The sequence below is a fragment of the Enterococcus sp. C63 genome (assembly GCF_040887215.1).
Lineage (GTDB): Bacteria > Bacillota > Bacilli > Lactobacillales > Enterococcaceae > Enterococcus_B > Enterococcus_B hirae.
Genome location: NZ_JBFOFI010000005.1, coordinates 22747 through 49220, shown reverse-complemented (window position 1 = coordinate 49220; position 26474 = coordinate 22747). Strand labels below are relative to the sequence as shown.

Genomic DNA, 26474 nt, shown 5'->3' with positions numbered 1-26474 from the left:
GAAATAATTATTTTTAAAATTTCTGTCCTTTCATTATACATGATTCACATGTGTTTTCCTTTCTTTCTATCTCATCAGAGCCAAATTTTTAAATTGCCGATATAGTTCTTCACTATGTATATTAGACAGCTATCATCAAGTAAAGAATAAAGATGTCATTGAACAAAAAACTGGCTGGTATACATTCGGTTGAATCCCGAAGCCATACCAGCCAGTTGGTGAAATACTCTGCTGTTAACTTTTGAATAGCACATCAAAAAATTATCCCAGGTATTCCTATTTATTTCTCTTTTTGTACGTGTACAAGGATCAGTTTTGTGATTTCCATTAAAATGATCGTTACTAAGGCAATCCCGATTGACGTAAAGACTTCTGTCAAACCAAATGCTGCTGGAATTGAAAAAACTTCTTTCAAGCCTGGGATCATCGTCAAGCAATACAATGCACTACATACTACAACAGCTAACAATAAGCTTCGATTTGCGAAGAAACCTGCTTGGATCGCTGTTTGTGTGTTAGAACGCGCAGGGAATGTTTGTAATGTTCGACACCAGATCAATGTAGAAAACGACATTGCTACGCCAAATTCTGGTGAATGTTGCATTCCTAACCATTGCGCAAAAATGACTGCGATACCGATTAATACGCCTCGATAAGTAACCGAGATCAATGTTTTATCGGTAAAGATTCCTGAATTTGGATCTCTTGGTGGACGTTTCATTGTAGCTGGTTCGGCTTTTTCTGTTCCTAAAGCAATCGCTGGTAATGAGTCGTTGACTAAGTTGATAAACAATAATTGTAATGCTGTAAATGGATTGGACCAATCAGCAACTAAAGCGAAGACAATCGCAATGATCGCACCTAAGTTTCCAGAGAATAAATAGGCAATCGCCTTTTTGATATTATCAAAAACATTACGTCCTACTTCTACGGCACTAACGATTGAAGCAAAGTTATCATCGGTCAAGACCATCGCTGCCGCATCTTTCGATACATCCGTACCCGTACCCATGGCAATACCAATATCCGCTTGTTTCAAGGCCGGAGCATCATTAACTCCATCGCCTGTCATCGCAGAAATGTGTCCTTTTGTTTGCCATGCACGTACGATTCGGATCTTGTTTTCAGGAGATACACGTGCGTATACAGTCACTTTTTCCAAGACTTCGTTTAATTGATCTTCGGTCAATTCATCTAACTCTGTCCCTGTAAGTGCTTGATCTCCTTCTGCAAAGATCCCAATTTCTTTCGCAATCGCAACAGCAGTCGTTTTGTGGTCTCCAGTGATCATAATCGTTTTAATTCCAGCGCTTCGAGCTTCTTTAACTGCTTGTGTGACTTCTGCTCTTGGAGGATCGATCATGGCAAGTAATCCAACTAGAATCAAGTCATTTTCATCTTCAAATGACAACTCTGGACTTTCAATTGGGCGATAAGCAAAGGCTAAAACACGCAATGCCTTGTTTGAGAAAGCTTCATTTTGTTCTTTGAATTGTTTCATCAATTCCTCTGTCATTGGTACAACTTCACCATTTAGCAAGACCTTTTTACTGCGTGCAAACACGATATCTGGTCCACCTTTAACAAAAAGATAGTGTCCCTGATCAATGTTATGAGCAGTCGACATTAATTTTCGGTCAGAATCAAATGGTAATTCAGCTTTTCTTGGATAGTTGTTACGGATTTCTTGATACGGTTGATTCAATTTTTCACTAAAATCAATAAACGCTACCTCTGTCGGATCTCCAAGTTTCGTACCATCTTCACTGATGGAAGCATCATTGGCTAATACACTGATTTCAATCAAACGTCTTTCATCGTCTGTCCATTTTTTTGGATCATCGGTAAAATCTCCAGTCGAACCATTCGCTAGATAATAATCAACTACCGTCATCTTATTTTGGGTCAATGTCCCAGTTTTATCTGTACAAATAATACTAGTCGAACCCAGTGTTTCCACTGCTGGTAATTTTCGGATAATAGCATGTCGTTTCGCCATTTTATTGGTTCCCAAGGATAAAACGATCGTTACGATTGATTGTAATGCTTCTGGGATGGCAGCAACCGCAACAGCGACTGCAAACATTACTGCACTAACGATATCAGCAGTTAAATCACCTGTGCCGCCGCCAAGATAGATTCGGAACAATTGGATACCTAAAATAACTAACGATAAAGCTAAAATCGCTAAACTTAACTTCTTACTAAATTTATCTAATCCACGCTGTAGTGGTGTTACTTGTTCAGTTGTTGATTCAAGTAACCCTGCCACCTCACCGATTTCTGTGTTATTTCCAGTAGCGGTAACTAAGAATTTCCCACGACCATAAGTAATGATTGTTCCACTAAATACCATGTTGATACGATCACCAATCGGCACTGTCTGACTAATATCAGTTACTTCTTTTTCCGATGCTGTCGATTCACCAGTTAGCATCCCTTCATCCACTTTCAATGATCCAGCTTCTAACAACCGACCATCGGCAGGGACATAATCTCCCGCTTCCAATAAAACGATATCTCCTACAACCAGTTCATTCGCAGGGATCGTTTTTTCTTTTCCATCACGAATCACACGTGCATCAGGTGCAGAAAGATTTTTCAATGCCTCTAAAGAACCTTCTGCTTTCTTCGTTTGGATCACACTAATCACGGAGTTCAACATCAATACGGCAAAAATAACGAAAAATTCGATATAATCTCCCATGACCATTTGAATCAAAGCGACAATCAATAAGACAATAACCATTGCATCTTTAAAAGTTTCTAAAAACAATTTCCACGTTGGCTTCTTAGGTGCTTCTTTTAACTGATTCAATCCGTCTCTTTCTAACTTTTCTTTTGCTTGTGATGTACTCAAACCATCGATTGAGCTCTGTGTTTTTTGCATCAGCGAGTCAATTGGTTCTTTATAGACAACTTGCTGAGCCTGTTCTTTGTTTTCCAAATTCCATCCCCCATTTTGTTTTTCGTTACCAAAAAGTTTTCTGACTGAAAAAAAAGAGACCTAAGACAAATGCGGATTTGTCTTAGGTCTCACCATTTCATACAATACCAGAAAACCAAATGGTTAACTTACTGTTGATATTATCACAACAAACGTTGTCGGTTACTCCCCTAAGGAGATATTCAACTATATTCTTATCCTACATGAATGAATAGAAAATTGCAACCACTTTGCCTTGTGGTTCTTTATTTTTTCAAACCACTTTATAATCTCTGCAACTTCAAATTTAGGATTCTAAGGATTCTCATGATATAATACTGTTTGTTATTCTAAATAAGGAGGAAGCTATTTTGGTTATTACTATTCTCACGATCCTTTATTTCATCAATGCACTAATTGCTTTAGTAACTATTTTAATCAAACCTCGTGACGTAGCTGCAATCTGGGCGTGGTTGCTCGTACTATTTGCTCTTCCAGGTCTTGGATTTATCCTATATCTCTTCTTCGGTCGCGGATTGACTGATAAGAAAAAATTTTATTTGAGACAAAGCGACTTGAAAGAACTAGAAAATTTTCAAGATTTCAAAGGAGATACGATCGATCACTATGATCCCGTCATGGATAATGAAGAGCATCAACAATTTGTTGACTTCTTCTCTTCTTTGAATCGCATGCCATTAACCCGACGTAATTCCGTCACTTTATTAACAGATGGTCAACAAAAATTAACTTCTCTATTAAGTGATATTCGGCAGGCAAAGCATTCGATTCATATCGAATATTATGCATTCGTCACGGACAACATCGGACAACAAATCTTGACATTACTTGAAGAAAAAGCTGCTGAAGGGGTTGAAGTCCGCTTATTATATGATGCGTTTGGCTCACACGGCACTAAACCGAAAGACTTTAACCGTTTGATCCAAAATGGTGGTCACGTCCACACATTCGTCACGTCACAAAGAGCATTACTTCGATTCCGCTTAAATTATCACGACCATCGTAAAATCGTCGTGATCGATGGTAAAATCGGCTATACCGGTGGCTTTAACATCGCCAATCAATATGTCAATCCAACCAAAAAGTTTGGTTATTGGCGTGATACTCATATTCGAATCTATGGCGCTGCTGCTTCATTATTACAGCTACGTTTTCTAACGGATTGGAATGTTTCAGTACCCGAACAAAAGAAGGTTGCCTATCATCTTGATTACTTTTTTCAAAAAGAACTTGGGAAAGACGACAAGCATGAAAATACTTCGATTCAACTAGTATCAAGCGGTCCTAACAATGAACGTGAACAAATTAAATTATCCTTTATTAAATTGATCACAGCTGCTAAAAAACGGGTATGGATTCAAACACCTTACCTGGTTCCAGATGAAAGTGTGATCGCTGCCTTAAAAATTGCCGCTTCTTCTGGCGTAGAGGTCAAGATCATGATTCCTAATAAACCTGATCATCCGTTTATTTACCGAGCAACCCAATATTATGCACGTCAATTGATCAAAGAAAACGTTCAAATCTTGGTTTATGAGAATGGTTTTTTACATGCGAAAACATTGATCATGGATGATGAAATTTGTATGGTCGGCTCTGCCAATCAAGATGTTCGAAGTTATCGGTTGAACTTCGAAACCAGTGCTGTCATTTATGATCCAGCCTTTTTAACCCAGTTAGCAGATCAATTTTTACAAGATGAAAAACAATGTACACCGATGACCACGGAAACAGTCAAAGAAATGTCTGGCTGGTTGTTATTCAAACAACAAATTTCTCGTTTGTTTTCACCTATCTTATAAATCATAAACATTCAAATTTAAAATGAGTTTTTTGCTTGATCCACAAAAAAGGCTCTATAATTTATGGGACTGAAGAATCAGAATTGATTTTTTCAGTCCCATTTTCATTTTTACTATTAAAAACATTATGATTCACTTATACTTTTTTGAAAAATTATAAAAGCAAAAAAAAACGATTCTTTTAGATAGCTATTGATTCTTCTTTGAAGAACAGTTTTTTGCTGAGAGTTGCTTTTCTGCTGCCCAGTGATTGATGGGACCATACTTGTGACCGACAATGATTTCTTCACCAATTGCAAGATTAACATAGTCTTTTGCCGTTCGGATTGCTTCTTCTACTGTTTTTCCTTTCGCTAATTCTGCAGCAATGCAAGCCGACAATGTGTCTCCTGTACCGTTGATTCGATCTGTCGGATAAAAGACTGCACTTAACCAAAATGATCGTCCAGATTCCAGCAACACATAATCTCTTACTTCTTCTTGATTACTTTCTTTCGTATGAAATCCTTTGATCATCACATTTTTGGCACCCATTGCCTGTAGATCAACAGCGGCCTGAACATAATCTTCATCTGTCTTTAAGGTACGTCCAGTTAACTTCTCTGCTTCGTAGAAATTCGGCGTCAAGACAGTCGCTAATGGTACTAGTTTTTCTTTCAGACTACTTAAAGCAGCTTCTTCCAATAATAAATTCCCATGCTTCGTCACGATTACTGGGTCGACCACTAAAGGACCAAAGTTATACTTTTGATAATTTTTAACTACTGTTTCAATCAATTCTGAATCAGCTAGCATACCTGTTTTAGCCGCTCTTATTTGGTAGTCTTCAGCGATCAAAGAAAATTCTTTATCAATGAACGCACTTGGTAAGGTCACACTTGCTCCGATCCCATAAGAATTTCCTGCCACACAAGCCGTCATAACTGATACACCATAGACGCCACAGGTAAAGAAAGTATGCATATCTGCTTGCATTCCTGCACTTCCATCACTGTCTGATCCCGCGATCGTCATGACTTGTACATATTGGTCGTTCATACGCTTCATTCCCTTTTTTATTTTTCCAACTCATTCCCTATTCTACACAACTATACCACTTCTTACTTTAAGGAATCAAATCGTATATAAATAGGCATTTCCATCCACTAATCATTTGCTGATTAGTAAAAAAGGGAAAGCAAAAAGAAAAAAGCATGACAAAAAACCGAAGAATACTGACATAAAAGAGATGATGCTCAGCTTCTTCGGCTTACTTTTTTATTTGCTTCTTCAGTGTACTGCTCAGTTCTAGCATCCTCTCACTAACTAGCGAGTGACATTATTTTACTACCAACACATTGCACGGTGCATGTGTGACTACATAAGAAGTAGTTGAACCAACTAAGACACGTTCCACGGCATTCAATCCTGTAGCCCCCATAACAATCAAATCAATTTTTTCCTTTGATTCATTGAAATTTGCAATCAATGTTTTCGGATATCCATACAAAATATACGTCTCGATATCTGTTAGTCCCTTTTCAATTGCTAAGTTGCGATGCTCTTTCATTTGGTTTTCTGCAACTTCATCTAATTCCTCTTGTAAGTTCGTTGTAACAAATGCAAAATCACCGAAATAGTTACCCGTTACTTCGTTTACGTACAAAATGTGTAGCTTTGCCTGATTTCTTTTTGCAATTGTAACTGCTTCAGAAAAGGCTTTTTCTGCTTTTTCTGATCCATCAATTGCTACTAATATATTTTTATAGGTGTCTGCCATTGAAACCGCCTCCTTTACAATCAGTGTAGCACGATTATTTTAAGGGAACAACTAATTTACTAGCAATGACAAAACTCAGCGATTCGCTTGTCTTTGAACTTGTTCATGCGGTTTTCTTTCATTAGAGCTGTGACCTTCTTGGCTTGCTTTTTCTTTTATCTGAGTCATACGCAGTTTTTTTTCTAGCGGCTTCATTTGTCCTAAATTACTTTTCGGTTCAAAATGATCCGTGGTAGGAAATAACCTCTTCTTTCCGTCTGTCTCTGTTAAATCCATCATATTATTATTTAACTTCTTATGCTCGCTCACTGTTGATTCTGTTAATATTTCAGTCTGGCTTTCCTTATCCACTGATTCTTTTTGTTGAAGTTCTTTAGGTAATATTTTTTTTAAATCTGAAGCGATACCTGTATAAAAATCCGTTATTTTTTGTGCTTTACCCAGTAATCTCCATTTATCAGAATCCCCATCCGCTTGAAAAGAGTATAATTCAGGTCTATATATTGGGTTTAAATTTATATTCTTGAACCCAGCATAATCGACGAGGATCGCTCGTAAATTTTCACAGCACCAAGCTGGACTTTCTTGATACAAATCATAGATTTGTTTTTCTACTGTCGTTTGGTTTCTTACTTGCGGGGCATGTTTTCGTGCAAACTTCCTAATGTTAGTATTTCTTATAGCAAACTCATTATCGACAATTTCGCGAAATTCTTTTGAAGAAGTTAGCGAAACAAAAGGAAGTCTGTCCTGACATTTTTTCAGTAATTTTTTCCCTATTTCAGGTTGTTCCTTTAGTAAATTTAGAATAATTGGATAATTCGAAAGATGATCCCTAAACTTTTTTTCTACGCTTTTATCAGAGTCATCCTTATTAATCTTGACTACTGATTGTGCGATTGCTGCTATTAATTCTTCTTTTACTATATTATTTTCCGCTTTGTCTGTTGGAATATTCTCTCTTAGAGTTCCTTTTCGTTCCATATTTTCTTCAATGACTTTTGCAATTGTTTTAAGTATGGATATATGATAATTATCGTTTACTATAGGACCTTCATCAAAAGTGTCTATCCACTTTTGCATTTGCTCGTCTGTAAAATGGATACCTATTTCCTCTAATCTTTCTCTTGTTATTTGATATTCTTTATCTATTTCCTCCAAATCCCTAATTTTAGGAGGCAAAATTTGTTTAACTATTTCTGGAAAGTAATAGACAAGTTTTTGCTCCTCTAATGTTTCTTTCATTTCATCCATCAATGAAAATAAGAATCTATCATTTTCTTGTTTTACATTTTTATTTGTTGAGGGGGCCTTCCATTTAGTCTGATCTAGTTGATTTATAGGAGCTACAGAATCAATTTTCTGATAAAATTCAGAGCGATTTTCATCAGTCAATGATGAATCAACATGTTGTAGGACAAACTCTTTAATTGGTGTAAAGGACGTTTGACGATAAACTGCTACGAGTGGATCAATCTCTTGTTTTTTTTGGTTTATTACTTGCTCCAATTCCAATGCTTTTTGATGATCGATTTCTTCTGCAACTGCACGGATAACTTCTTTTTCAGTAATCAATTTGTTTAGCTTTTCTTTTTCAGTTACTGTTAAATAATCCCTTAAACAGCCAGAAATTTTCCCTTTAAAAGATAAGTCTGTTTTTTTAAGACAAACATCTACATAAGCTTTTAATTCAAGTTTTGATAAGTTATCCTTCTTTAAGAATAATAGAAGAAACGGGTCGTTTTTTAGGTAAGCATAAAACTCTTCCCTTTCCTCCAAACTTAAATTTGGTTTCATTACTGTTTGAATCGCTGCTTCTCTTTGCATATTGGTGTCTAATTTTTCAGCTAGTTCTTTGATAAATTGCTGTAATTGATTTTTGCTCGGAAAAGAATCAGCATTAGCCTGACCTATCTGTATTCCTTTACTCCCATCCTTTTGATAGTTATAAACGCCATTTCTTACTAATTCTTTCAGTTGGGTATCATTCTCAATCTGCTGCTTCTTTTCAGTTTCCAAAAAATTTTTTTGCTGCGCCATGTCGAGCTTTTGATTATAAATTTCTATTATTTGTTTGGCTCTTATTTGACTTTCCTCATTAGGAGATATTAGAATATCTTTCGCTTTTTCATTGATACCAGTTGATGCCAAATATTGGATTAAATCTGCACAAAATGGGGGGGCTTGCTTACCTAGCTCATAAATTTGTTCAGATAACTCTGTATCTTCCCCTAAATCTTCTCTTACAAGTTGATGTGCTGAATTTTTAAAATGATCAACTACGGTTGGCGTTGTCTTTGCAAAATCTTTCAACGGAACTGCCGGAGCAATTTTTTGATAGTATGTAAGTAGTTCTTTGATTTCAGGGTCTTTTTCTGCAAGGTCTAAAATTTCTTTATCCGTTTTCGATTGACTTGCTTTCACTTCTTGGCTAAATCGTTCTAATCTTTTCTCTATTCTCTTCTTTACAGCGATAAATAAAGGCTCAATTTCGGCTACAGATTGCCATGTAGGTAATAAAATGATTCGACTAATAAAACCGGTAATATTCGATTGGTTCTGTTTATTAAGTTCTAATACTGACTGCCAGTTTCTTCCCTTTTCTTCATCATGCGGTACCCACTTATCCTTTAATTTATTTAAAGCCTTATTTTTTTTGGTAGAGAATAAATGTGTTTCCCCTTATGAGATTTTTTTTTGACTGAACTATATATATTTTCAAAATGATCTCCCATATATCTATATTCATCATCACCACCAAAACGAGAAATTAAAGTAAGAAAATCTTTTAATTCTTTCTTGACATTTTTTTGTCCATCATTTTTTTTGCTTTCTATTCTCTCGGTAGACTTCTGAGCAAAAACCATCCTCTCAGCTAGAGAAGACAGATTATGCTCTCTCAATCTTCCTATGTCTTCAAGGCTGATTTTTGTTCGATAGTTCTCCCCATTTTTTTGTTGAGAATGACGTTGTCTTTGAATAAAAGAGTCAACTTCAAAGGTTAATTTACTAGATTTGCTTAGTTCATAAAGTGCAATACGTTTTTTAAATTCTAAATGTTTTTCAGCATCTAAAGACAATTGTGCTTGATTTTTGATGAACTGCTGAGTATCAACTGAATTCACTTTTTCATACATCTCCGTAAAGAAGCCGATTGATACTCCTATGTCATATCTTAATCTTTCATATGCGCTTGGGCCTATTTCGTTAGCTATTGTTAGAAGTTGTTTTTTTTCTAAAATCAATTCATCGATATCGATTTGGTTTGGGGTTGCGACATTTTTTTTCAAGTTTTTTATTGTTTCTAAATCACTTGGTATTTCTTTAGCTTCAAGGTAGGCTAGATAATAAATGATCATTTCACTTTTTGATGATACTTCATGGTCAATAAAATACCGTAGTGCTTCATCTTTAAAGTCAACTGTCGGTATAGTAAAGTTTGTTTTTCTACTTTCCTCTTGGAGTTGAATGTTTATATCAAATGCCAGATAATTACTTTCAGTCAAATATTTTTGAGCTTGTTCTTTAATCATTTCTCGAGCTAGTATCGAATCACTGATATTATATATCGCTATGAAATAATCATCTGTTCCCCTTTTTTTTCCTTGTTGGATTTTTTCAAGTTCGAATACGATGTCGCTTTCTAAGTATTTTGCCAGCAATAATAATTGTCTTTTCTCTGAGTATAGCGTTATCACTTCTTTTTTTTCTTTATCCGTTAAATCTTTAGTCAAAACTTTTTCGAAAATCATTTGGATATTATTCGGTAATTTTTGTGCATCAAGATACGCCAAGTAAAAAGCCCGAACTTCATTAGCAGATAAGTCTTCCCTCTTAAGAAAACGACTTAGTCCATTTTCTTGAAAATCTACATTTGGTTGTGTGACTGATTTTTTTCTAAATTCACCTTGAAATTGGGTATGAATTTCAAATTCAACATACTTACTTTCCGTTATGTATTTTTTGGCTAGTTCTTTGATGTTTTCTTGATGCTTTTTCGAATCAGTCTTTTTATACGCCGCTAAGGCCACTAAAAAACAATCATTCGTTACCTTTTTTTTGATTTGTTGGGTTGCTTCAAAATCGAATACAGGCTCTATATTTATTTCTTTTGTCAGCAGTAACGGTTGTCTTTTTTCAGGAACAAGCTCTAACGTTTGTGCTTTTTCAGCAGAAGTTAGCTCGTTCAATAAGAGGTGTTTCAAAGTATCTTTTAGAGTCTTTGGTAATGTCGTCTCTTCAAGATAAGCCAAATAATACGCTCGCTTCTCGTAAGCCCTTCTGCTTTTTCCATCTACGAGTAGATGGAGACTTTCTTGTAAAGGATTGTTTTTATTCCATTTTTCCTGAATATGTTGTTGTCTTGTCCTGAACATAAAATCCAAATAATCAAATTTAGTTAAATACTGTTTTGCATAGCCATCAATGATATATCGTTTCTCTTCAATCGCTGTATGTAAGTAGATATGCGTGAATAGATCTGTTGATGCTTTTCTAAATCCTTTTCGGATTTCTTTCAATGCTAATAAGTAGTATGGTTCTACCTCGTTTGTCAGAAATAATTCAACTTGTTCCTGTTCTTTTTTAATTGGCAAATAACTATAGTCAGGATCTGTGGCAGGATTTTTCTTAAGATAGGGGTTAACGGTTGACTCCATAAACGTATTAAAGTTTGGATGGTTATCAGAAAAAACATGGGGCTCCACCATTCTTTTGAATAAATCATTTTTCAATTGTGTCGAGGATAATTTCCGTTTTAAAATCAAACTAGCTCGGACTACATCATCCATTTGATTCCCCCATTTTCTTTTTGTACTACTAGAAGGAGATACCAAATCAATAAATAGTTGTTCGATATTATTCATTGATTTGGCTATTTTCTCATTCTCGAATGGATATAGATAATGATAAACTTCTATGGATTCACTTAGTTCGTTATCATTTAATGAATAATTAGCATAAAATTGCTCTTTAAACTTTTTTTCCTTTTTATCTTTGATATCGTTTATCAACTCTTGAAAAGCCACACAAACTTTCGCCTTTTCTTCTAAAGAAAATAATTTTTTTTTAAGGAACAACTCCCTAAAGTTTTGTCTTGTTCTATAGTCAGCCTTAGCGATTAACTGTGTAACCTCTTGCCAGTCTAAAAATATATTTTTTTGATTTTCTGGCAATCGATTCAATATACTTTTTTCTAAAATTTCCTTTTTATTCTGAAAAACATGTCCATATAGTACATCTTTTTCATCCCATAATTTATTCAATAAATAAACACTATCCGCCAATAAGTTGGGATTGTTGTATAGGTTAATTGTGATCCACTCTCCATTTTCTTTACAAGATACTTCATTTCCTCTAATCTCCATATATTCTTTCTCATAAAAGTCTCTTTCCATTTGCATTTCTCCGTTCTTCATTAATATACTTAGTTTTTTAGGGAACAACTAATTTACTAGCAATGACAAAACTCAGCGATTCGCTTGTCTTTGAACTTGTTCATGCGGTTTTCTTTCATTAGAGCTGTGACCTTCTTGGCTTGCTTTTTCTATCTGAGTCATACGCAGCTTTTTTTCTAGCGACTTCATTTGCTCTACATTACTTTCTGATTCGGATTGACCAAGAAAAGGATATAGTCTCTTCTTTTCGTTCGTCTCTGTTACATCCATATCATTATTTAACTTCTCATGCTTGCTCACTATTGATTCTAATGATATTTCAGTTTGACTTTCCTTATTCGCTGATTCTTTTATCTGAGTCAAACGCAGTTTTTTGTCTAACGGCTCCATTTGTCCTAAATTACTTTTCGGTTCAAAATGATTTGTGGCAGGAAATAACCTCTTCTTTTCTCTCGCCTCTGTTAAAGCCATATCATTATTTAACTTCTCTTGGTCGCTTACTATTGACTCAAATGATACTTCAGTTTGGCTTTCCTTATTCGTTGATTCTTTTTTTTGAAGTTCCTTAGGCAATACTTTTTTTAAATCTAAAGAGATATCTATATAAAAATCGGTTATTTTTTTGGCTTTATTTAGTAATCTCTGCTGACTAAAACTCCTATCCACTTGAAAAGAGTATAATTCAGGTCTATATATTGGGTTTAACTTTATCTTCTTGAACCCAGCATAATTGACGAGGATCACTCGTAAATTTTCACAACACCAGAATGGATTTTCTTGATACAACTTATAAATTTTTCTTTCTTCAAACAATCGTGCTCTTTTTTCTCTCGCATATTCTAATGCAAAACGTCTAATCCCGGTATGTTTTTTGAGGAACTCTCTATTTATCATCTGAAGAAATTCTTTTGAAGAAGGTAGCGAAATAAAAGGAAGTCTGTTCTGACATTTTTTCAATAATTTTTCCCCTATTTTGGGTTCTTTCCTTACTAAATGCTTGAAGATTGGCTGAGTCGAAAGATGATTTATAAACTGCTCTTCTATACTGATCCTAGGGTCATTCTTATTAATCTTAGCTACTGATTGTTCGATTTCTTTTTTCAGTCTTTCTTTTATGCTATTTTTTTCTTCTTTTTCGGTGGGGATATTTTCTATTAGAGTTCCTTTTCGTTCCATATGTTTTTCAATTACTTTTGCGATTGTTTGAAGTATGGATATTTGAATATTATCGGTTACTATCGGGCCTTTTTTATATGTAGCTTCCCAATTTTTCATTTGCTCGTCTGTAAAATGGATACCTAATTTTTCCAAACTTTCTCTCGTTACTTGATGAGAATTAAATTCTCCGACTATTTCAGGAAAGTAATAGGCGATTTTTTGTTGTTCTAATGTTTCTTTCATTTCATTAATTAGTGAAAGAAAGCCTATTTTAGTTTCTTGTCCTAATTCCTCTTTGTTTGTTAAGTGTGCCCCAAAATTAGTCTGATCTAGTTGATTTATAGGAGCTGCAGAATCAATTTTCTGATAAAATTCAGAGCGATTTTCATCAGTCAATGATGAATCAACATGTTGTAGGACAAACTCTTTAATTGGTGTAAAGGACGTTTGACGATAAACTGCTACGAGTGGATCAATCTCTTGTTTGTTTTGGTTTACTACTCGCTCCAATTCTAAAGCTATTTGAAGATTGATTTCTTCTGCAACTGCACGGATAACTTCTTTTTCAGTAATCAATTTATTTAATTCTTTTTTTTCAGTTATCGTTAAAAAAGCCCTCAAATTGCCAGAGATTTTCTCTTTAAAAGATAAGTCTGTTTTTTTAAGACAAACATCTACATAAGCTTTTAATTCAAGTTTTGATAAGTTATCCTTCTGTAAGAATAATGGAAGAAACGGGTCGTTTTTTAGGTAAGCGTAAAACTCTTTCCTTTCTTCCAAGCTTAAATTTGGTTTCATTACTGTTTGAATCGCTGCTTCTCTTTGCATATCTGTATCTAACTTTTCAGCTAGTTCTTTTATAAATTGCTGTAATCGAGTGTTGCCCGAAACAGAACCAATATTATCCTGTCCTATATGTATTTCTTTCCCCTCACCCATTTGATAATTATAAACGCCATGTCTTACTAATTCTTTCAGTTGGGTATCATTTGCAATCTGCTTTTCTTTCCTTTCCTTTTGTAGAACTTTTTTTGATTGCTTAGTTTGCCGTGGCTTTATGAACTTTTGATGATAATTTTCTATTATATACTCGGCTCTTTCTTGACTTTCCTTATCAAAAGATTTCGGAATACCTTTCGCTTTCTCATTTTTGTCAGTTAATAGCAGATACCTAATTACATCTACACAAAACGGTAGGTCTCGCTTTCCCAATTCATAAATTTGTTGAGATAATTCCGCATCTTTTCCAAAGTATTCTCTTGCAAGTTGATGTGCTGAATTTTTAAAATGAGCAACGACGGTTGGCGTCGCCTTTGCAAAATCTTTCAACGGAACTGCTGGAGCAATGTTTTGATAGTATGTAAGTAGTTCTTTGACTTTAGGTTTTTTTTCTGCGAGCGCTAAAATTTCTTCATCCGTTTTCAGTTGACTTGCTTCCACCTCTTGGCTAAATCGTTCTAATTTTTTCTCTATTCTCTTCTTTACAGCGATAAATAAAGGATCAATTTCAGCTACAGATTGCCATTCGGGTAATAAAATGAATTGTTTAATTATTTTGATATACTTCGATTGTTTCTTGTCATTCAGATCTAACACGAACAGCCAGTTACTTCTATTTTCTTCAATAAATGGTACCTTCAGATGTTTCAATTTATTAAACGTTCTAACTGATTGTGGTATAGAATAAACTTGGTTCCTCCGATGAGCATAATGTCTGACGTACCTGAATATATCTTTCAAATTACTATCTATAAATGTATATGAATCATTACTATCAAAACGAGAAATTAAAGTAATGAAATCTTTTAATTCTTCCTTGACAGTTTTTTGTTCATCGTTTTTTTTGCTTTCTATTTCTTCGGTAGATTTCTGATCTAAAACCATCGTCTTAGCTAGAAAAGACAGGTTTTGCTTCCTCAATTCTTCTATGTCTTGGAGACTGACTTTCGTTCGATGGTTCTCCCCATTTTTTTGTTGATAATGACGTTGCAGTCCAATAAAAAAAGCAACTTCAGAGGTTAGTTCGTCAGACTTGCTTAATTCATAAAGTGCAATGCGTTTTTTAAATTCTAAATGTTTTTCAGCATCTAAAAACAATTGTGCTTGCTTTTTGATAAACTGATGATGCTCATTAGACTTCACATTTTCATACATCTCCGTAAAGACGCCGATTGATATTCCTGCGTTAGTTCTTAATCTTTCATATACACTTGGATCTATTTTGTTAGCTATTGATAAAAGTTGTTTTTTTTCTAAAACCAAATTCTCGACATCGATTTGACTTGGAGTTACGACAGCTTTTTTTAAATTTCTTATTGTTTCTAAACCACTGGGTATTTCTTTAAATTCAAGATAGGCTAGACAATAAATGATCAGTTCATTTTTGGATAATACTTTATGGTCAACAAAATACCGTAGCGCTTCATCTTTAAAATCACTGTCGGCAAAGTGACGTCCATTTTTCTACTTTCCTCTTGGAGTTGGATCTTTATGTCAAATTCCAGATAATTACTTTCAGTCAAATATTTTTTAGCTTGCTCTTTAATCATTTCTCGAGCCAATATCGAGTCACTCTTTATATATATCGCTAAAAAATAGTCATCTGTTCCCTTTTTTTACCTTTTTGGATTGCTTCAAGTTCTAATACAATGTCGCTTCCTAAGTATTTCCCCAACAGTAACAATTGTTTTTTTTCTAAAGATTGCGTTATCACTTCATTTTTTTCTTTATCCGTTAAATCTTTAGTTAAGTGTTCTTCAATAATTACTTGGATATCATTCGGAAATTTTTGTGCATCTATATACGCCAAGTAAAAAGCTCGAATGTCATTAGCAGATAAGTCTTCCCTCTCAATAAATCGTCTGAATACTTTTTCTACATTCGGTTGTGTAACTGACTTTCTTCTAAATTCTTCTTGAAAATAGGTATAAATTTCAAATTCAACATACTTACTTTCAGTTAAGTGTTTTTTGGCTTGTTCTGTGATAATTTCTTGAACCTTTTTCGAATTGGTTTTTTCATATAACTCTAAGAAATAAGCGTACGTCACCTTTTTTTTGCCTTGTTGGATTGCTTCAAATTCATATACAGTCTCTATATCTATTTCTTTTGCCAACAGCAACAATTGTCTTTTCTCAGGAGCAAGCTCTATCACTTGTCTGTATTCACCAGAAATTAGCTCGTTCAATAAAAGGTATTTCAAAGTATCTTTTAGAGACTTTGGTAATGTCGTCTCTTCAAGATAAGCCAAATAATACGCTCGTTCCTCGTAAGCCGTTCTGCTTTTCCCATCTAGGAGTAGATGGAAATTTTCTTGTAAAGAATTGTTTTTATTCCATTTTTTCTGAATATGTTGTTGTCTTATCCTGAACATAAAATCCAAATAATCAAATTTAGTTAAATACTGTTTTGCATACCCATCAATGATATCTCTTTTCTCTTCAATCGTTGTCTGTAAGTAGATATGTGTGAATAGCTCTGTTGATGCTTTTCTAAATCCTTTTCGGACTTCTTTCAATGCTAATAAGTAGTAAGGTTCTACCTCGTTTGTCAGGGATAATTCAACTTGTTCCTGTTCGTTTTCAATTGGAAAACGACTATAGTCAGGATCTGTGGCAGGATTTTTCTTAAGATAGGGGTTAACGATTATCTCCATAAACGTATCAAACTCGGTTGTTCATGGGAAAAAACCTGAGGTTCCACCATTTTTTTGAGTAAATCATTTTTCAATTGTATCGAGGATAATTTCCGTTTTAAAATCAAAGTGGCTCTGACTACATCATACATTTTACGTCTTTTATCTGTACTACTGGAAGGAGACACCAAATCAATAAATAGTTGTTCGATATTGTTCATTGATTTAACTATTTTTTCATTCTCGAATGGATGTAAATAATGATAAACTTCTATGGATTCACTTAGTTCGTTATCATTTAATGAATAATTAGCATAAAATTGCTCTTTAAACTTTTTTTTCCTTTTTATCTTTGATATCGTTTATCAACTCTTGAAACAGCACACAAACTTTCGCCTTTTCTTCTAAAGCAAATAATCTTTTCTTATGGAACACCTCCATAAGTTTTTGTCGTGTTGTAAGATTGCCTTCAGAGATTGCCTGGGTGGCTTCTTGCCAATCTAAAAAAATTTTTTTCTGATCTCCTACCAATCGTTCTGATATACTTGTTTTTAAAATTTCTTTTTTCTCCTCCGTATCCTTTCGAGGTAGTACATCTTGTTCATCTAATAATTTATTCAATAAATAAATACTATCCGCCAATAAGTTGGGATTACTGTCTAGGTTAATTGTGATCCACTCTTCATTTTCTTTACAAGTTACTTTACTTCCTTTAATCTGCATATAGTCTTTCTTATAAGAGTCTCTTCCCATTTGTTTTGCTCCTTTTATTCAGAATTTGCCCTCATTATGTTTTTATCTATCTGATTTTCTATTAATCAATAGATTGACTGGCTTTTTCTTCAAGTCAGATGGCAATTCGGAAGAATACTGAACTCAAGAAACATGATTTCCGAATTCATCGATTATAACTAAATTTTTCTGATAATGATCTATCGTTAGGGATGCTCCTCTCATTTGTGCTTTCACCTCTGTTTATTGACGTGCCGTGTGTTCTTTCTGGTACCAATGGTGAATTAGTAGAGCAATTTCCTGCTTTTTCCATTATTTGTTGCATGCTAACTTGCGTTCTTTGATTGCCCTTCACTGATTGATCATTTTGCGTGATAAAATCAAATGAGATCATAGTACTTTTTGTTTGCCCAGGAATGTTTTTCTGCAATTCTTGTAATTCTTTCGGAAGTATCTTTGATATACCTTGTTTTTTCATTACTTCTTTATAGCCCACTAATACTGATTCTGCCTTCTTTCTTAGGGGATAACCATACATTTCTCTATCTCTTGGGTCTAAACTTACCGATATACCCGCATAATCGACAAGCATCACACGCATATTTTCTGCACAATAATTGTCATCATTATAAAATAATTTGTAAATGGATTTCTCAACTTGGATTCTTTCTTGTTCTGTTTTATTATAATTTTTTAAAAATGGAGGGAATGGGGTATTTTCATACCATTCATTGATTAGCTTACGTAATTCAATAGGGTAAGAAAGATTAATAGTGGGTAATTTTTTTAACAATACCTTTTTCAATGTAGGTGATTCCTCTAAAATATTTTTGACTGGGAAACCTTTTCCTCCATACTTTTGAATTCTGCAACGAGTAACATTTTCAACAAATTGATCTTCTATAGTCCTTTTTTTATCGTTTGGGTTAATCATACGCACAGATTGTTCAATCTCTTCGATTAAGTTTTCTTTTGCCTCATCTAAAGATTTCTTCATTGATGGGCTTTCCACTTGATTCATTTGTTCCTCATATTTTTTCTTTAAAAGTTCGTTTATTTTTTCAATAGTTGTGTTAAATGTTACTCCCATTCCACTTAAAGGATATATTTCTTTTTGTTCATTTAAATCCCCTATCCTTATGCCTTCTATAAAGTTATCAAAAAATATATCTCTCCAATTTTCTATTTGCTCATCTGAACAAGTTATGCTTACTTGTCTCAATTTTTCTTTTATTAATTCATTTTCAGAATTTCCCTGATGGTTGTTCCAATCAATCTTTCCAATTTCTTTGATTATTTCAGGAAGATAATACTTGATCCCTTTCTCTTCTAGATTTTCTTTTATTTCAGCAATTAATGGCAATCGTTTTAAGTTAGTTGCTTCTATCCTCTCTGCAACTTCTGGACTGATTGCAGAAACTAACGAAAACATGTCTTCCTTGTTTGACCGAGAATTTTCTCCTTCTGCTGTAGTAAGAGACACTTGTTTGCTAAGGTCTTTCAGCTTATGGTTAGAGTTAATTTTATTATAAAATTGCATACGATCTGCTTCATTAAAAGAAGAATCAATCAGTGATGTAATTGATTCTTTTATTAATAGGAATGGCGTATCATTATAAATGGATACTAGCCAATTTATCTCACCTACTTCTTCTTTCTTTAATACCTTTTCAAATTTCACTGCTGTTTTATAATCCCGTTGTTCTGCTAAGACACGTACTATCTCTTTTTGACTAACCATTTCTTTCAACTGACGTTGTTCCTTGTCTGTTAAAAAAACATCTAGTTTCTGATCCACTTGTTCTTTAAATGGCAAATCACTTTTATGTAGGCAAGCACTAACACATGCTTTTAATTCAATTTTCGATAGGTTTTCTTGCTTAAGAAACTGTTGAAGATACGTATCCTGCTTCATAAAAGCATAAAACTTTTGTCTTTCTTCCACACTTAAATAGGGTTGCATGATCGTTTGAATTGCCGCTTCTCTTTCTGTTGCTGTATTTAAATCATGTACTAATTCTTTAATAAAATATTGCAATTGAACATTAGCAGGTCTCCTATTTTCAGGAGCAATCATTCGATCCACTAGATAATTCGTCAGCTCATCTGACTGTAATTGTTGAGTCAAATACACACCTGCTCGAACTAATTCTTGATTCTCCATACTGTTCGCACATTCTTTTTGATCTTGTTTTTTTTGCACGACATACTGATATTTTTTTAATGCTAGTTCCATTTCTTCATGAGCAATCTCTCTTCCAGGGGAATTTTTTGATTTTTTATAGCTCTTTTTTTTCTTAAGAAATTCTTGGTAGGCAACTTCTTTGAGACTTTCTTCTTTAGTTGTATTGGTTTTGTCTTTTTTTCTCTCAAGCCTTGGTTTCGTTGCAAAAGCTGTAAACTGCTTAGTCATCTCTAGATCATGGTATTTATTGTGAAACGCAACAATTGCCTTAGCTGTTTCAGTCGGTCTTACTTCCTGATTTAAAATGACAGAAGGACTCCAATCAAACGGCTGACTTGATTGCTCTATGATTGGTGTTGAGATTGGCCTTTCAACATTTCCAACTAATTCATTAGCCGCTTTATTAACTACTTTTTTGCCAGTCAATTCCTTACGCAAGGACGGAAGTGGGTATAGGTCATGATATCTTTCTACTATCTTCTCCATTTTATTTTGTATTAAAATATTTGGATGTATTGGTAAAGGGTTAGGTTGCTTATTAGTGTATTGTGCGCTCAAGTACTGAATCATTTTTGCACAATATAATGGATCCAGTTTCCCTAGCATGAAAATTTGCTTTGCTAATTTTTTTCCTGGACTTTGATATGTTTCCTCAATTTGATGCGCTAAATTGGCAAAATAGGTAGACACCATTGGAATCGTCTGAGCATAATTTTTTAAAGGATAAGAAGGCAGCATATTTTGGCAACAAACGAGTAAATCTTTAAGGCCCGGTTCGTTTTCTACAAGTTCTAAAATCCTTTTATTCGTTAATGACACGTCACCTTTATCCTCATAATCCTTTTGAATCAACGTATCTAAATATGGAATATACTCATGAACCTTCTTTTCAAACTGAACGAGCAATGTATTTAGTAAATTATTATAGTGTAAGTTGGAATCTGACAGAACCTCCGCAATTTGTTCTTTTTCTGACTTTAGTCCCTTATCAAGATTTTTGAATATTCTTCTTAGTATTTGATTTCTACTTACCTCTTTAAATGTTACACCCATTGCTTTAAATTCACTTTTTAATTGACGATTGATTTCAATCGCTGTTTCATTATAGGACACAATAGCTTCTCTTAGTTTTAGATCTCGATAATCACACCTATTATTCGTTAATATTTTTACAACAACTGGCTGAAGTAAATTGGCTGGTGCGATCTCATCTAGTTGTTCTTTAATTTTTTGGAGTTTAATAATCCTACGATCATTGTTAACGTGAAATTTAGCATAACCCCAAATTAAGCTAAATTCATCGGAATCATGAAACTTAACTTTATTTAAAAATCCTTTCAATTCTTTAACTTTTAAAGAAGTCTTGATCTCTTTTTTTTCTAAATCGTTTAAATGCGAGATGCAGCGGTCGATTGCTTGATCTTTTAAACGTTGTTCCCAATGTGGAAATCTCACTTGGACTTTGACCAAAGAATCGATTAGTTGTTCCTTGTTTAATCGCCTAAGTTCAAGAGGATCTAAAAGATTAGCATTGACTTGTTGCAGCCCGTTTTTCACTTGCAGCTTTTCAATGACTGGAAGACTCATTGCTTTTTCGAATGCTCGTTTATATTGGTTATAGACTGCAGATGCTTTTAAATCAGGCCCACCTTCTTTGATTATTTCTTTTAGTTTGACTTTTTTAGTAAACTCTAAATGTTCTTTTCGATTTAAATGTAAAGATGCCTGTTCTTTTATCCATTGTTGGGTATAGGAAGATACGTTGTTATATAAATCTGTAAAGAAATCAATTGTTGCTGCTTTGTTTTCTTTTTTTATTTTTAAGAATTCCAATGTACGTTCTGGGCCTATTTCTTCAGACAAGTGGATAAGTCTTTGTTGTTCTGAAATGAGTTCTGACAATTTCAGATTTTCGTCTACAGTTAAATCTTTTTTCAAAGCGTGTATCAAACTTTTTTTGATATCCATTGGTATCACTTGTTCTTCTATACAGGCTAAGTAATACGCTCTAATTTCAAGTGGTGATTGTATTTTCTGGTCAAGAAACACCCGAATTTTATCTTCCCTAAACTTAATATTCGCTAGCTTTAATCCTTTTTCTCTCAATGCATCTTGCATCTGACTTTTCACTGCAAATTCAGCATGGTTAGCAGGACTTAAATATATTTTTGCTTGTGTTTTGATGTATTCTTGGTTAGTCGTTGAAAAGGATTTTTCATAAATATCTGTGAAAAAACCAAGCCTTCCTTCTTGTTTTCCTTGCTGTATTTCTTCAAGCTGGAATACGTTTTTTAAATCTAGCTCTTTTGACAATTGGATAAGAACTCTTTTTTGAGGAACTAAGGCTTGCACTTCATTTCTTTCTTCATTTGTTAAGTTTTTCTCAAAATATTGTTGTAAACTCTTTTTCCAACTATTCATTCGGCTAAGTGGTTTGTATTTCATTTCTAGATAAGCTAACTCATAAGCTCTAATTTCGTTAGGAGATAAATTTTCGCGACTTAGAAATGGATTAAGAAAATCTGTTTTTTCCCATTCCTGTAAATTTTTTTTACTCTCTCCCTCTCGTATCACGTGACCTATTTCAAATCTCACATAGTTTGCTTCACTTAAATGTTTTTTAGCTTGCTCTTTGATGAATTGGCGACAAGTCACTGAAAAAGCTTTTTGATCCATCACTTTGAACAATTGAGATAGGACTACTTGGTTGCTTTCCTTGCTATTGTCAAGCTTAGCTGCAAGTTCTGGACCTACTTCTTTTCCTAATTGTAAATATAATCTTTTTTCTGAAACTAGATTCTTCACTTTCAATAATTCTTCTGGTTTCAACTCTTTCAAAAAAGGTTTTTTCAAATTTTTTTTGATGTTGTTCTCCATTTGTTGCTCTTCTAAATAGGCTAGATAATAGGCTCTAATTTCGTTAGAAGATAAATCTTGACTATTAATAATCGGATCAAAAAAATTGTCTTTTTCTCTTTCCTGTAACCCTTTTTTTCTCTCTATATTTCGTATCATTTGAGCTACTTCAAATCGAGTATAATTCGTTGCACTCAAACATTTTTTAGCTTGCTCTTTGATGAATTGGCGACAAGTTACTGAAAAAGCTTTTTGATCGATCTCTTTGAACAATTGAGATAGGACTACTTGGTCGCTTTCCTTGCTATTGTCAAGCTTAGTTGCAAGTTCTGGACCTACTTCTTTTCCTAATTGTAAATATAATCTTTTTTCTGAAACTAGATTCTTCACTTTCAAAATTTCTTCTGGTTTCAACTCTTTCAAAAAAGGTTTTCTCAAATTTTTTTTGATGTTGCTCTCCATTTGTTGCTCTTCTAAATAGGCTAGACAATAGGCTCTAATTTCGTTAGAAGATAAATCTTGACTATTAATAATCGGATCAAAAAAATTGTTTTTTTCTCTTTCCTGTAACCCTTTTTTTCTCTCTATATTTCGTATCATTTGAGCTACTTCAAATCGAGTATAATTCGTTGCACTCAAACATTTTTTAGCTTGCTCTTTGATGAATTGGCGACAAGTCACTGAAAAAACCTTTTGATCCATTTCATTGAACAATTTCAGTCGTTCTACTTGATTATCTTGATTGCTTCTTTCATATCTGACTGCAAGTTCTGGCCCTACTTCCTTCCCTAATTGTAGACATAATCTTTTTTCTGAAACTAGATTCTCCACTACTTTAATCTCTTCTCGTGTTAAATCTTTCAAAAAAGGTTTTCTCCAAAGTTTTTTGATATTGCTTTCCAGTTGTCGCTCTTCTAAATAGGGTAAACAATAAGCTTTCACTGCATAAGGAGATAAACCTTTCTGTTTAAGCATAGATTTAAGTACACTTAAAGAAGTAGATTCTTGTTTTATTATATGATTTTTTTGTTCACTATTATGTACTATAAATTCAAATTCCGAATAGCCTACTTCGCTTAAATATTTCTTCGCTTCTCTAGTCATTGTTGTTCTATTTAATGCTTCATACTTTTTATAAATAGCTGTAAAAAAATCTACTGTTGCTTTTTGCTTTCCTCGCTGTATTTCTTCAAGGGCTAATAAATCATGCGGTCCTACCTCTTCTATCATCTGAATATTTTGTTTTTTCAAAAGCTTGACTTCTTCAAGTTTCTTTTTTTCTTTTTTTAATAAATTTTTCTCCAAAGTTTTTTTTATTTTATTTTTGGTTTTCGGTAATAAGTTACTTCCATCGATATAAATTTCATAAATCGCTATTTTTTCCAGATGAGACATGTCAGGCAAACGGAGTAAATTGGGAAATATCTTATCATAAAAAACAGAAGCGACAGATTGTGCTTCTTCTACAGGCACCTTTATTTTCTTGTTCAAACCATTGATTGTTTGAGATAGTTCATAATATGTATCATCCAAACCATTATTTTTTTGCATGCGTGGAATCGCATGGTTTTTGATAAATGAATCCCCTTTTTCTTCAAAAACGGGTTGATTACCGGAATTTTTTATTTCAGTAAATATTTTTGTTTTTAGTTTCTCTGACTCTATCCCTCGTTCCAGAACCATAACTGCTCTCACTAAATCATTAAACCAATTAGGACTATTTTCACCTTTATTTACCACTGGTTTGATCAACAAATCATTGACCTGCACTTCTAATCTTTTAGTTGATTCTACTGTTTTTTCATTAGAAATCTTATGATAAAAACTGTAGATATCGATTGTTTTCTTTCGTGATTGCTGATCTAATGACTGAACATCTTTAAACTGATCTTCAAAAGCTTGGTCCGCTTCATTAGTTATTTTTTTTTAACAGCTTATGAAAAGTAACGTAAGTTTTCGCCATTCCCTCTAAAGATCTGTACTTTAACAATTCATTGTTATGAAGAGTATTTATCCATTCACTGACTATTGCTTGTTCGTTCACAGTTAAACGCGGCATAACATATCTTTTAAAGTTAACTTGGTGTTGTTCCCAATCCCTTGGAGCAAATGCCGGCTTATTCATGAATAAAAGATTATATAAATAAATACTATCTGACATCAAATTCGGGTTATTCTTTAAATTGATCGATTCATAGCTATTTTTTCCATAGTCCACTCGATCTGCTTTAAAATATACATTAAATAAACCTTCGTTTTTTTCCATTCGATCTCCTTTTCTTTATCGACAGTTTTTGTAAATTGCAACAAATTTTAATCACTCGTATCCATGTTCTTACTAGTATGGATAACTGTGTCGGTTCACACTGCTTTTTAGTATTGTTCCTACCATTTTTTATGTAATAAACCAATGAAATTGAGACAAAAAGTTTTTATTTTCAAGAAATGAGCAGATAAGCCGAAATTTCTGAAGATTGGTAAAATAATAAAATCGTTTATTGCGATTATGACCTTTGTACTTCACAACTTTTTGTCCCAGTTTCATTCGTTTTTATTCTAAAAACTATTTACAAAACTTTTTAGGCTTCAAACCCATTTTTCAAGGCTACGGTTTTAAACCAATGGCCCGACTTTTTAATCGTCCGTTTACCGTCTTGGTTTAGATCGACAGCAATCAGTCCATAACGGTTTTTATAAGCATTCGTCCAAGACCAGTTATCCATGCAAGTCCACATGTGGTAACCCACACAATTCGTTCCTTCTTGGATTGCCTGATGCACATATTTCAGATGGTCTGTAACAAAAGTGATCCGATAATCATCTTCAATCACGCCTTCCGAGTTAACGAAACGTTCTTCCCCTTCTACACCCATACCATTTTCAGAGATATAACATTTGATATTGCCATAGTTCTCTCTCGTATTCGTCAAGATATCATAGATCCCTTTTTCATAAATTTCCCAACCACGATAGATATTCATTTTTTTATTAGGCATGTCATAATAATCAAAATAATCTTCTGGCATTGGTCCATTCTGATGATCAATCGGTGTTTCTTTTGCCTTGATTCTCCGAGGTTGATAATAATTGATTCCTAATAGATCAATCGTATTTTCTTTGATAATCGTTAAGTCATCGGGCCCCATCTCTGGAATTATCGCTAATTCTTTCACAATAGCAACCAACTCTGATGGAAACTCTCCTTTTACTGCAGGATCAAGAAAAGAACGATTGAAAAAAGCATCAGCGACTCTAGCAGCCTTGACATCCTCAGGGTTTGTTTCGTCTCGCGGGTAGCTAGGAGTTAAATTCAAAATGATTCCAATTTCTCCTTTTTGTCCCATCTTATGATAGGCTTCAATTGCTTTGGCACTTGCCAAATTTTCGTGGAAACCAACTTGAATAGCCTCTTTTAGATTGATATGGTTAGGATAATGAAACTGATAGAGATAACCGCCTTCTACTGGAACAATCGGTTCATTATGGGTAAACCATTTCTTTACTAAATCCCCAAATAACTCAAAACAGGTTTTTGCATAGGCCACATAGGCGTCAACCGTATCACGAGACAACCAGCCACCTGTTTGTTGTAATTCTAAAGGCATATCAAAATGATATAAATTGACAAATGGTTCAATTCCCTGCTCCAGTAATTCTGTAAAATATGAGCGGTAAAATGATACAGCCTGTTGATTCACTTCTCCTTTTCCTTTAGGGAATAGACGACTCCATTGAATGGATGTTCGGAAAGTATTATGACCTGTCTCTTTCATCAATTGAACGTCTTCTCGATATTTCGTGTAAACTTGAGAGGTTTTCTCAGGACCAACTTGATTGAAAAATTTTTCTGGCTCTAGATCATACCAATAGTCCCAAATGTTTTCTCCTTTCCCATCTCCGTCGATTCTGCCTTCTGTTTGTGGTCCACTTGCGGCGGTTCCCCACCAAAAATTCTTTGGAAAATCGTAGTGTTTCATTTCATAATCCCTCAATTCTTTTAGTAAT

At 34.0% G+C, this 26474-nt stretch carries 13 protein-coding genes; 1 reads left to right on the top strand and 12 read right to left on the bottom strand.

Going from position 1 to position 26474, the window contains the following annotated elements; translation table 11 throughout:
- Positions 1–280: 280 nt before the first annotated feature.
- Positions 281–2947: a cation-translocating P-type ATPase gene (locus AB3H90_RS08680; RefSeq protein ID WP_368016575.1), complete on the bottom strand. Its 2667-nt coding sequence runs from the start codon at positions 2945–2947 to the stop codon at positions 281–283.
- 350 nt (positions 2948–3297) lie between these two features.
- Between AB3H90_RS08680 and cls the strand changes: the two genes are divergently transcribed.
- Entirely contained in the window at positions 3298–4749 is a 1452-nt protein-coding gene (gene cls, locus AB3H90_RS08675; protein WP_010737327.1) for a cardiolipin synthase, read from the top strand.
- A gap of 189 nt (positions 4750–4938) precedes the next feature.
- Here cls and thiD read toward each other — a convergent pair whose 3' ends face one another.
- The 11 genes from thiD to AB3H90_RS08620 all read right to left on the bottom strand — a co-directional run bounded on the left by thiD (position 4939) and on the right by AB3H90_RS08620 (position 26446).
- Positions 4939–5787 (bottom strand): bifunctional hydroxymethylpyrimidine kinase/phosphomethylpyrimidine kinase, encoded by an 849-nt coding sequence (gene thiD / locus AB3H90_RS08670; RefSeq protein ID WP_368016574.1) that lies wholly within the window; start codon positions 5785–5787, stop codon positions 4939–4941.
- Positions 5788–6067: 280 nt separating this feature from the next.
- Positions 6068–6508, bottom strand: a complete 441-nt coding sequence (locus AB3H90_RS08665) for a universal stress protein (RefSeq protein ID WP_010719609.1) — start codon at positions 6506–6508, stop codon at positions 6068–6070.
- Positions 6509–6583: 75 nt separating this feature from the next.
- The gene (locus AB3H90_RS08660; RefSeq protein WP_368016573.1) at positions 6584–8932 is read right to left on the bottom strand and encodes a hypothetical protein; all 2349 of its coding nucleotides are present in this window, start codon (positions 8930–8932) and stop codon (positions 6584–6586) included.
- A gap of 215 nt (positions 8933–9147) precedes the next feature.
- Positions 9148–11904, bottom strand: coding sequence for a hypothetical protein (locus tag AB3H90_RS08655; RefSeq protein WP_368016572.1), 2757 nt, complete (start codon positions 11902–11904; stop codon positions 9148–9150).
- Positions 11905–11976: 72 nt separating this feature from the next.
- Positions 11977–15324: a hypothetical protein gene (locus AB3H90_RS08650; RefSeq protein ID WP_368016571.1), complete on the bottom strand. Its 3348-nt coding sequence runs from the start codon at positions 15322–15324 to the stop codon at positions 11977–11979.
- Between the two features lie 110 nt (positions 15325–15434).
- Positions 15435–15623, bottom strand: coding sequence for a hypothetical protein (locus tag AB3H90_RS08645; RefSeq protein WP_368016570.1), 189 nt, complete (start codon positions 15621–15623; stop codon positions 15435–15437).
- Positions 15624–15649: 26 nt separating this feature from the next.
- Positions 15650–16717, bottom strand: coding sequence for a hypothetical protein (locus tag AB3H90_RS08640; RefSeq protein WP_368016569.1), 1068 nt, complete (start codon positions 16715–16717; stop codon positions 15650–15652).
- A gap of 306 nt (positions 16718–17023) precedes the next feature.
- Positions 17024–17449, bottom strand: coding sequence for a hypothetical protein (locus tag AB3H90_RS08635; protein WP_368016568.1), 426 nt, complete (start codon positions 17447–17449; stop codon positions 17024–17026).
- A 145-nt stretch (positions 17450–17594) separates the two neighbouring features.
- Complete coding sequence (locus AB3H90_RS08630; protein ID WP_368016567.1) at positions 17595–24209, bottom strand: hypothetical protein; 6615 nt, start codon at positions 24207–24209, stop codon at positions 17595–17597.
- Between the two features lie 172 nt (positions 24210–24381).
- The gene (locus AB3H90_RS08625) at positions 24382–24735 is read right to left on the bottom strand and encodes a hypothetical protein (protein ID WP_368016566.1); all 354 of its coding nucleotides are present in this window, start codon (positions 24733–24735) and stop codon (positions 24382–24384) included.
- 313 nt (positions 24736–25048) lie between these two features.
- Positions 25049–26446 carry a glycoside hydrolase family 1 protein gene (locus AB3H90_RS08620; protein WP_368016565.1) on the bottom strand — a complete coding sequence of 466 codons (1398 nt, stop codon included), beginning with the start codon at positions 26444–26446 and terminating at the stop codon, positions 25049–25051.
- Between the last annotated feature and the right edge of the window lie 28 nt (positions 26447–26474).

Bases quoted from the DNA above. Each gene is read 5' to 3' on its own strand.
- thiD (WP_368016574.1), bottom strand. From the start codon at position 5,787: ATGAACGACCAATATGTACAAGTCATGACGATCGCGGGATCAGACAGT.
- AB3H90_RS08665 (WP_010719609.1), bottom strand. From the start codon at position 6,508: ATGGCAGACACCTATAAAAATATATTAGTAGCAATTGATGGATCAGAA.
- AB3H90_RS08655 (WP_368016572.1), bottom strand. From the start codon at position 11,904: ATGGAAAGAGACTTTTATGAGAAAGAATATATGGAGATTAGAGGAAAT.
- AB3H90_RS08640 (WP_368016569.1), bottom strand. From the start codon at position 16,717: ATGGAGATAATCGTTAACCCCTATCTTAAGAAAAATCCTGCCACAGAT.
- AB3H90_RS08620 (WP_368016565.1), bottom strand. From the start codon at position 26,446: ATGAAACACTACGATTTTCCAAAGAATTTTTGGTGGGGAACCGCCGCA.
- AB3H90_RS08625 (WP_368016566.1), bottom strand. From the start codon at position 24,735: ATGGAAAAAAACGAAGGTTTATTTAATGTATATTTTAAAGCAGATCGA.
- AB3H90_RS08635 (WP_368016568.1), bottom strand. From the start codon at position 17,449: ATGGGAAGAGACTCTTATAAGAAAGACTATATGCAGATTAAAGGAAGT.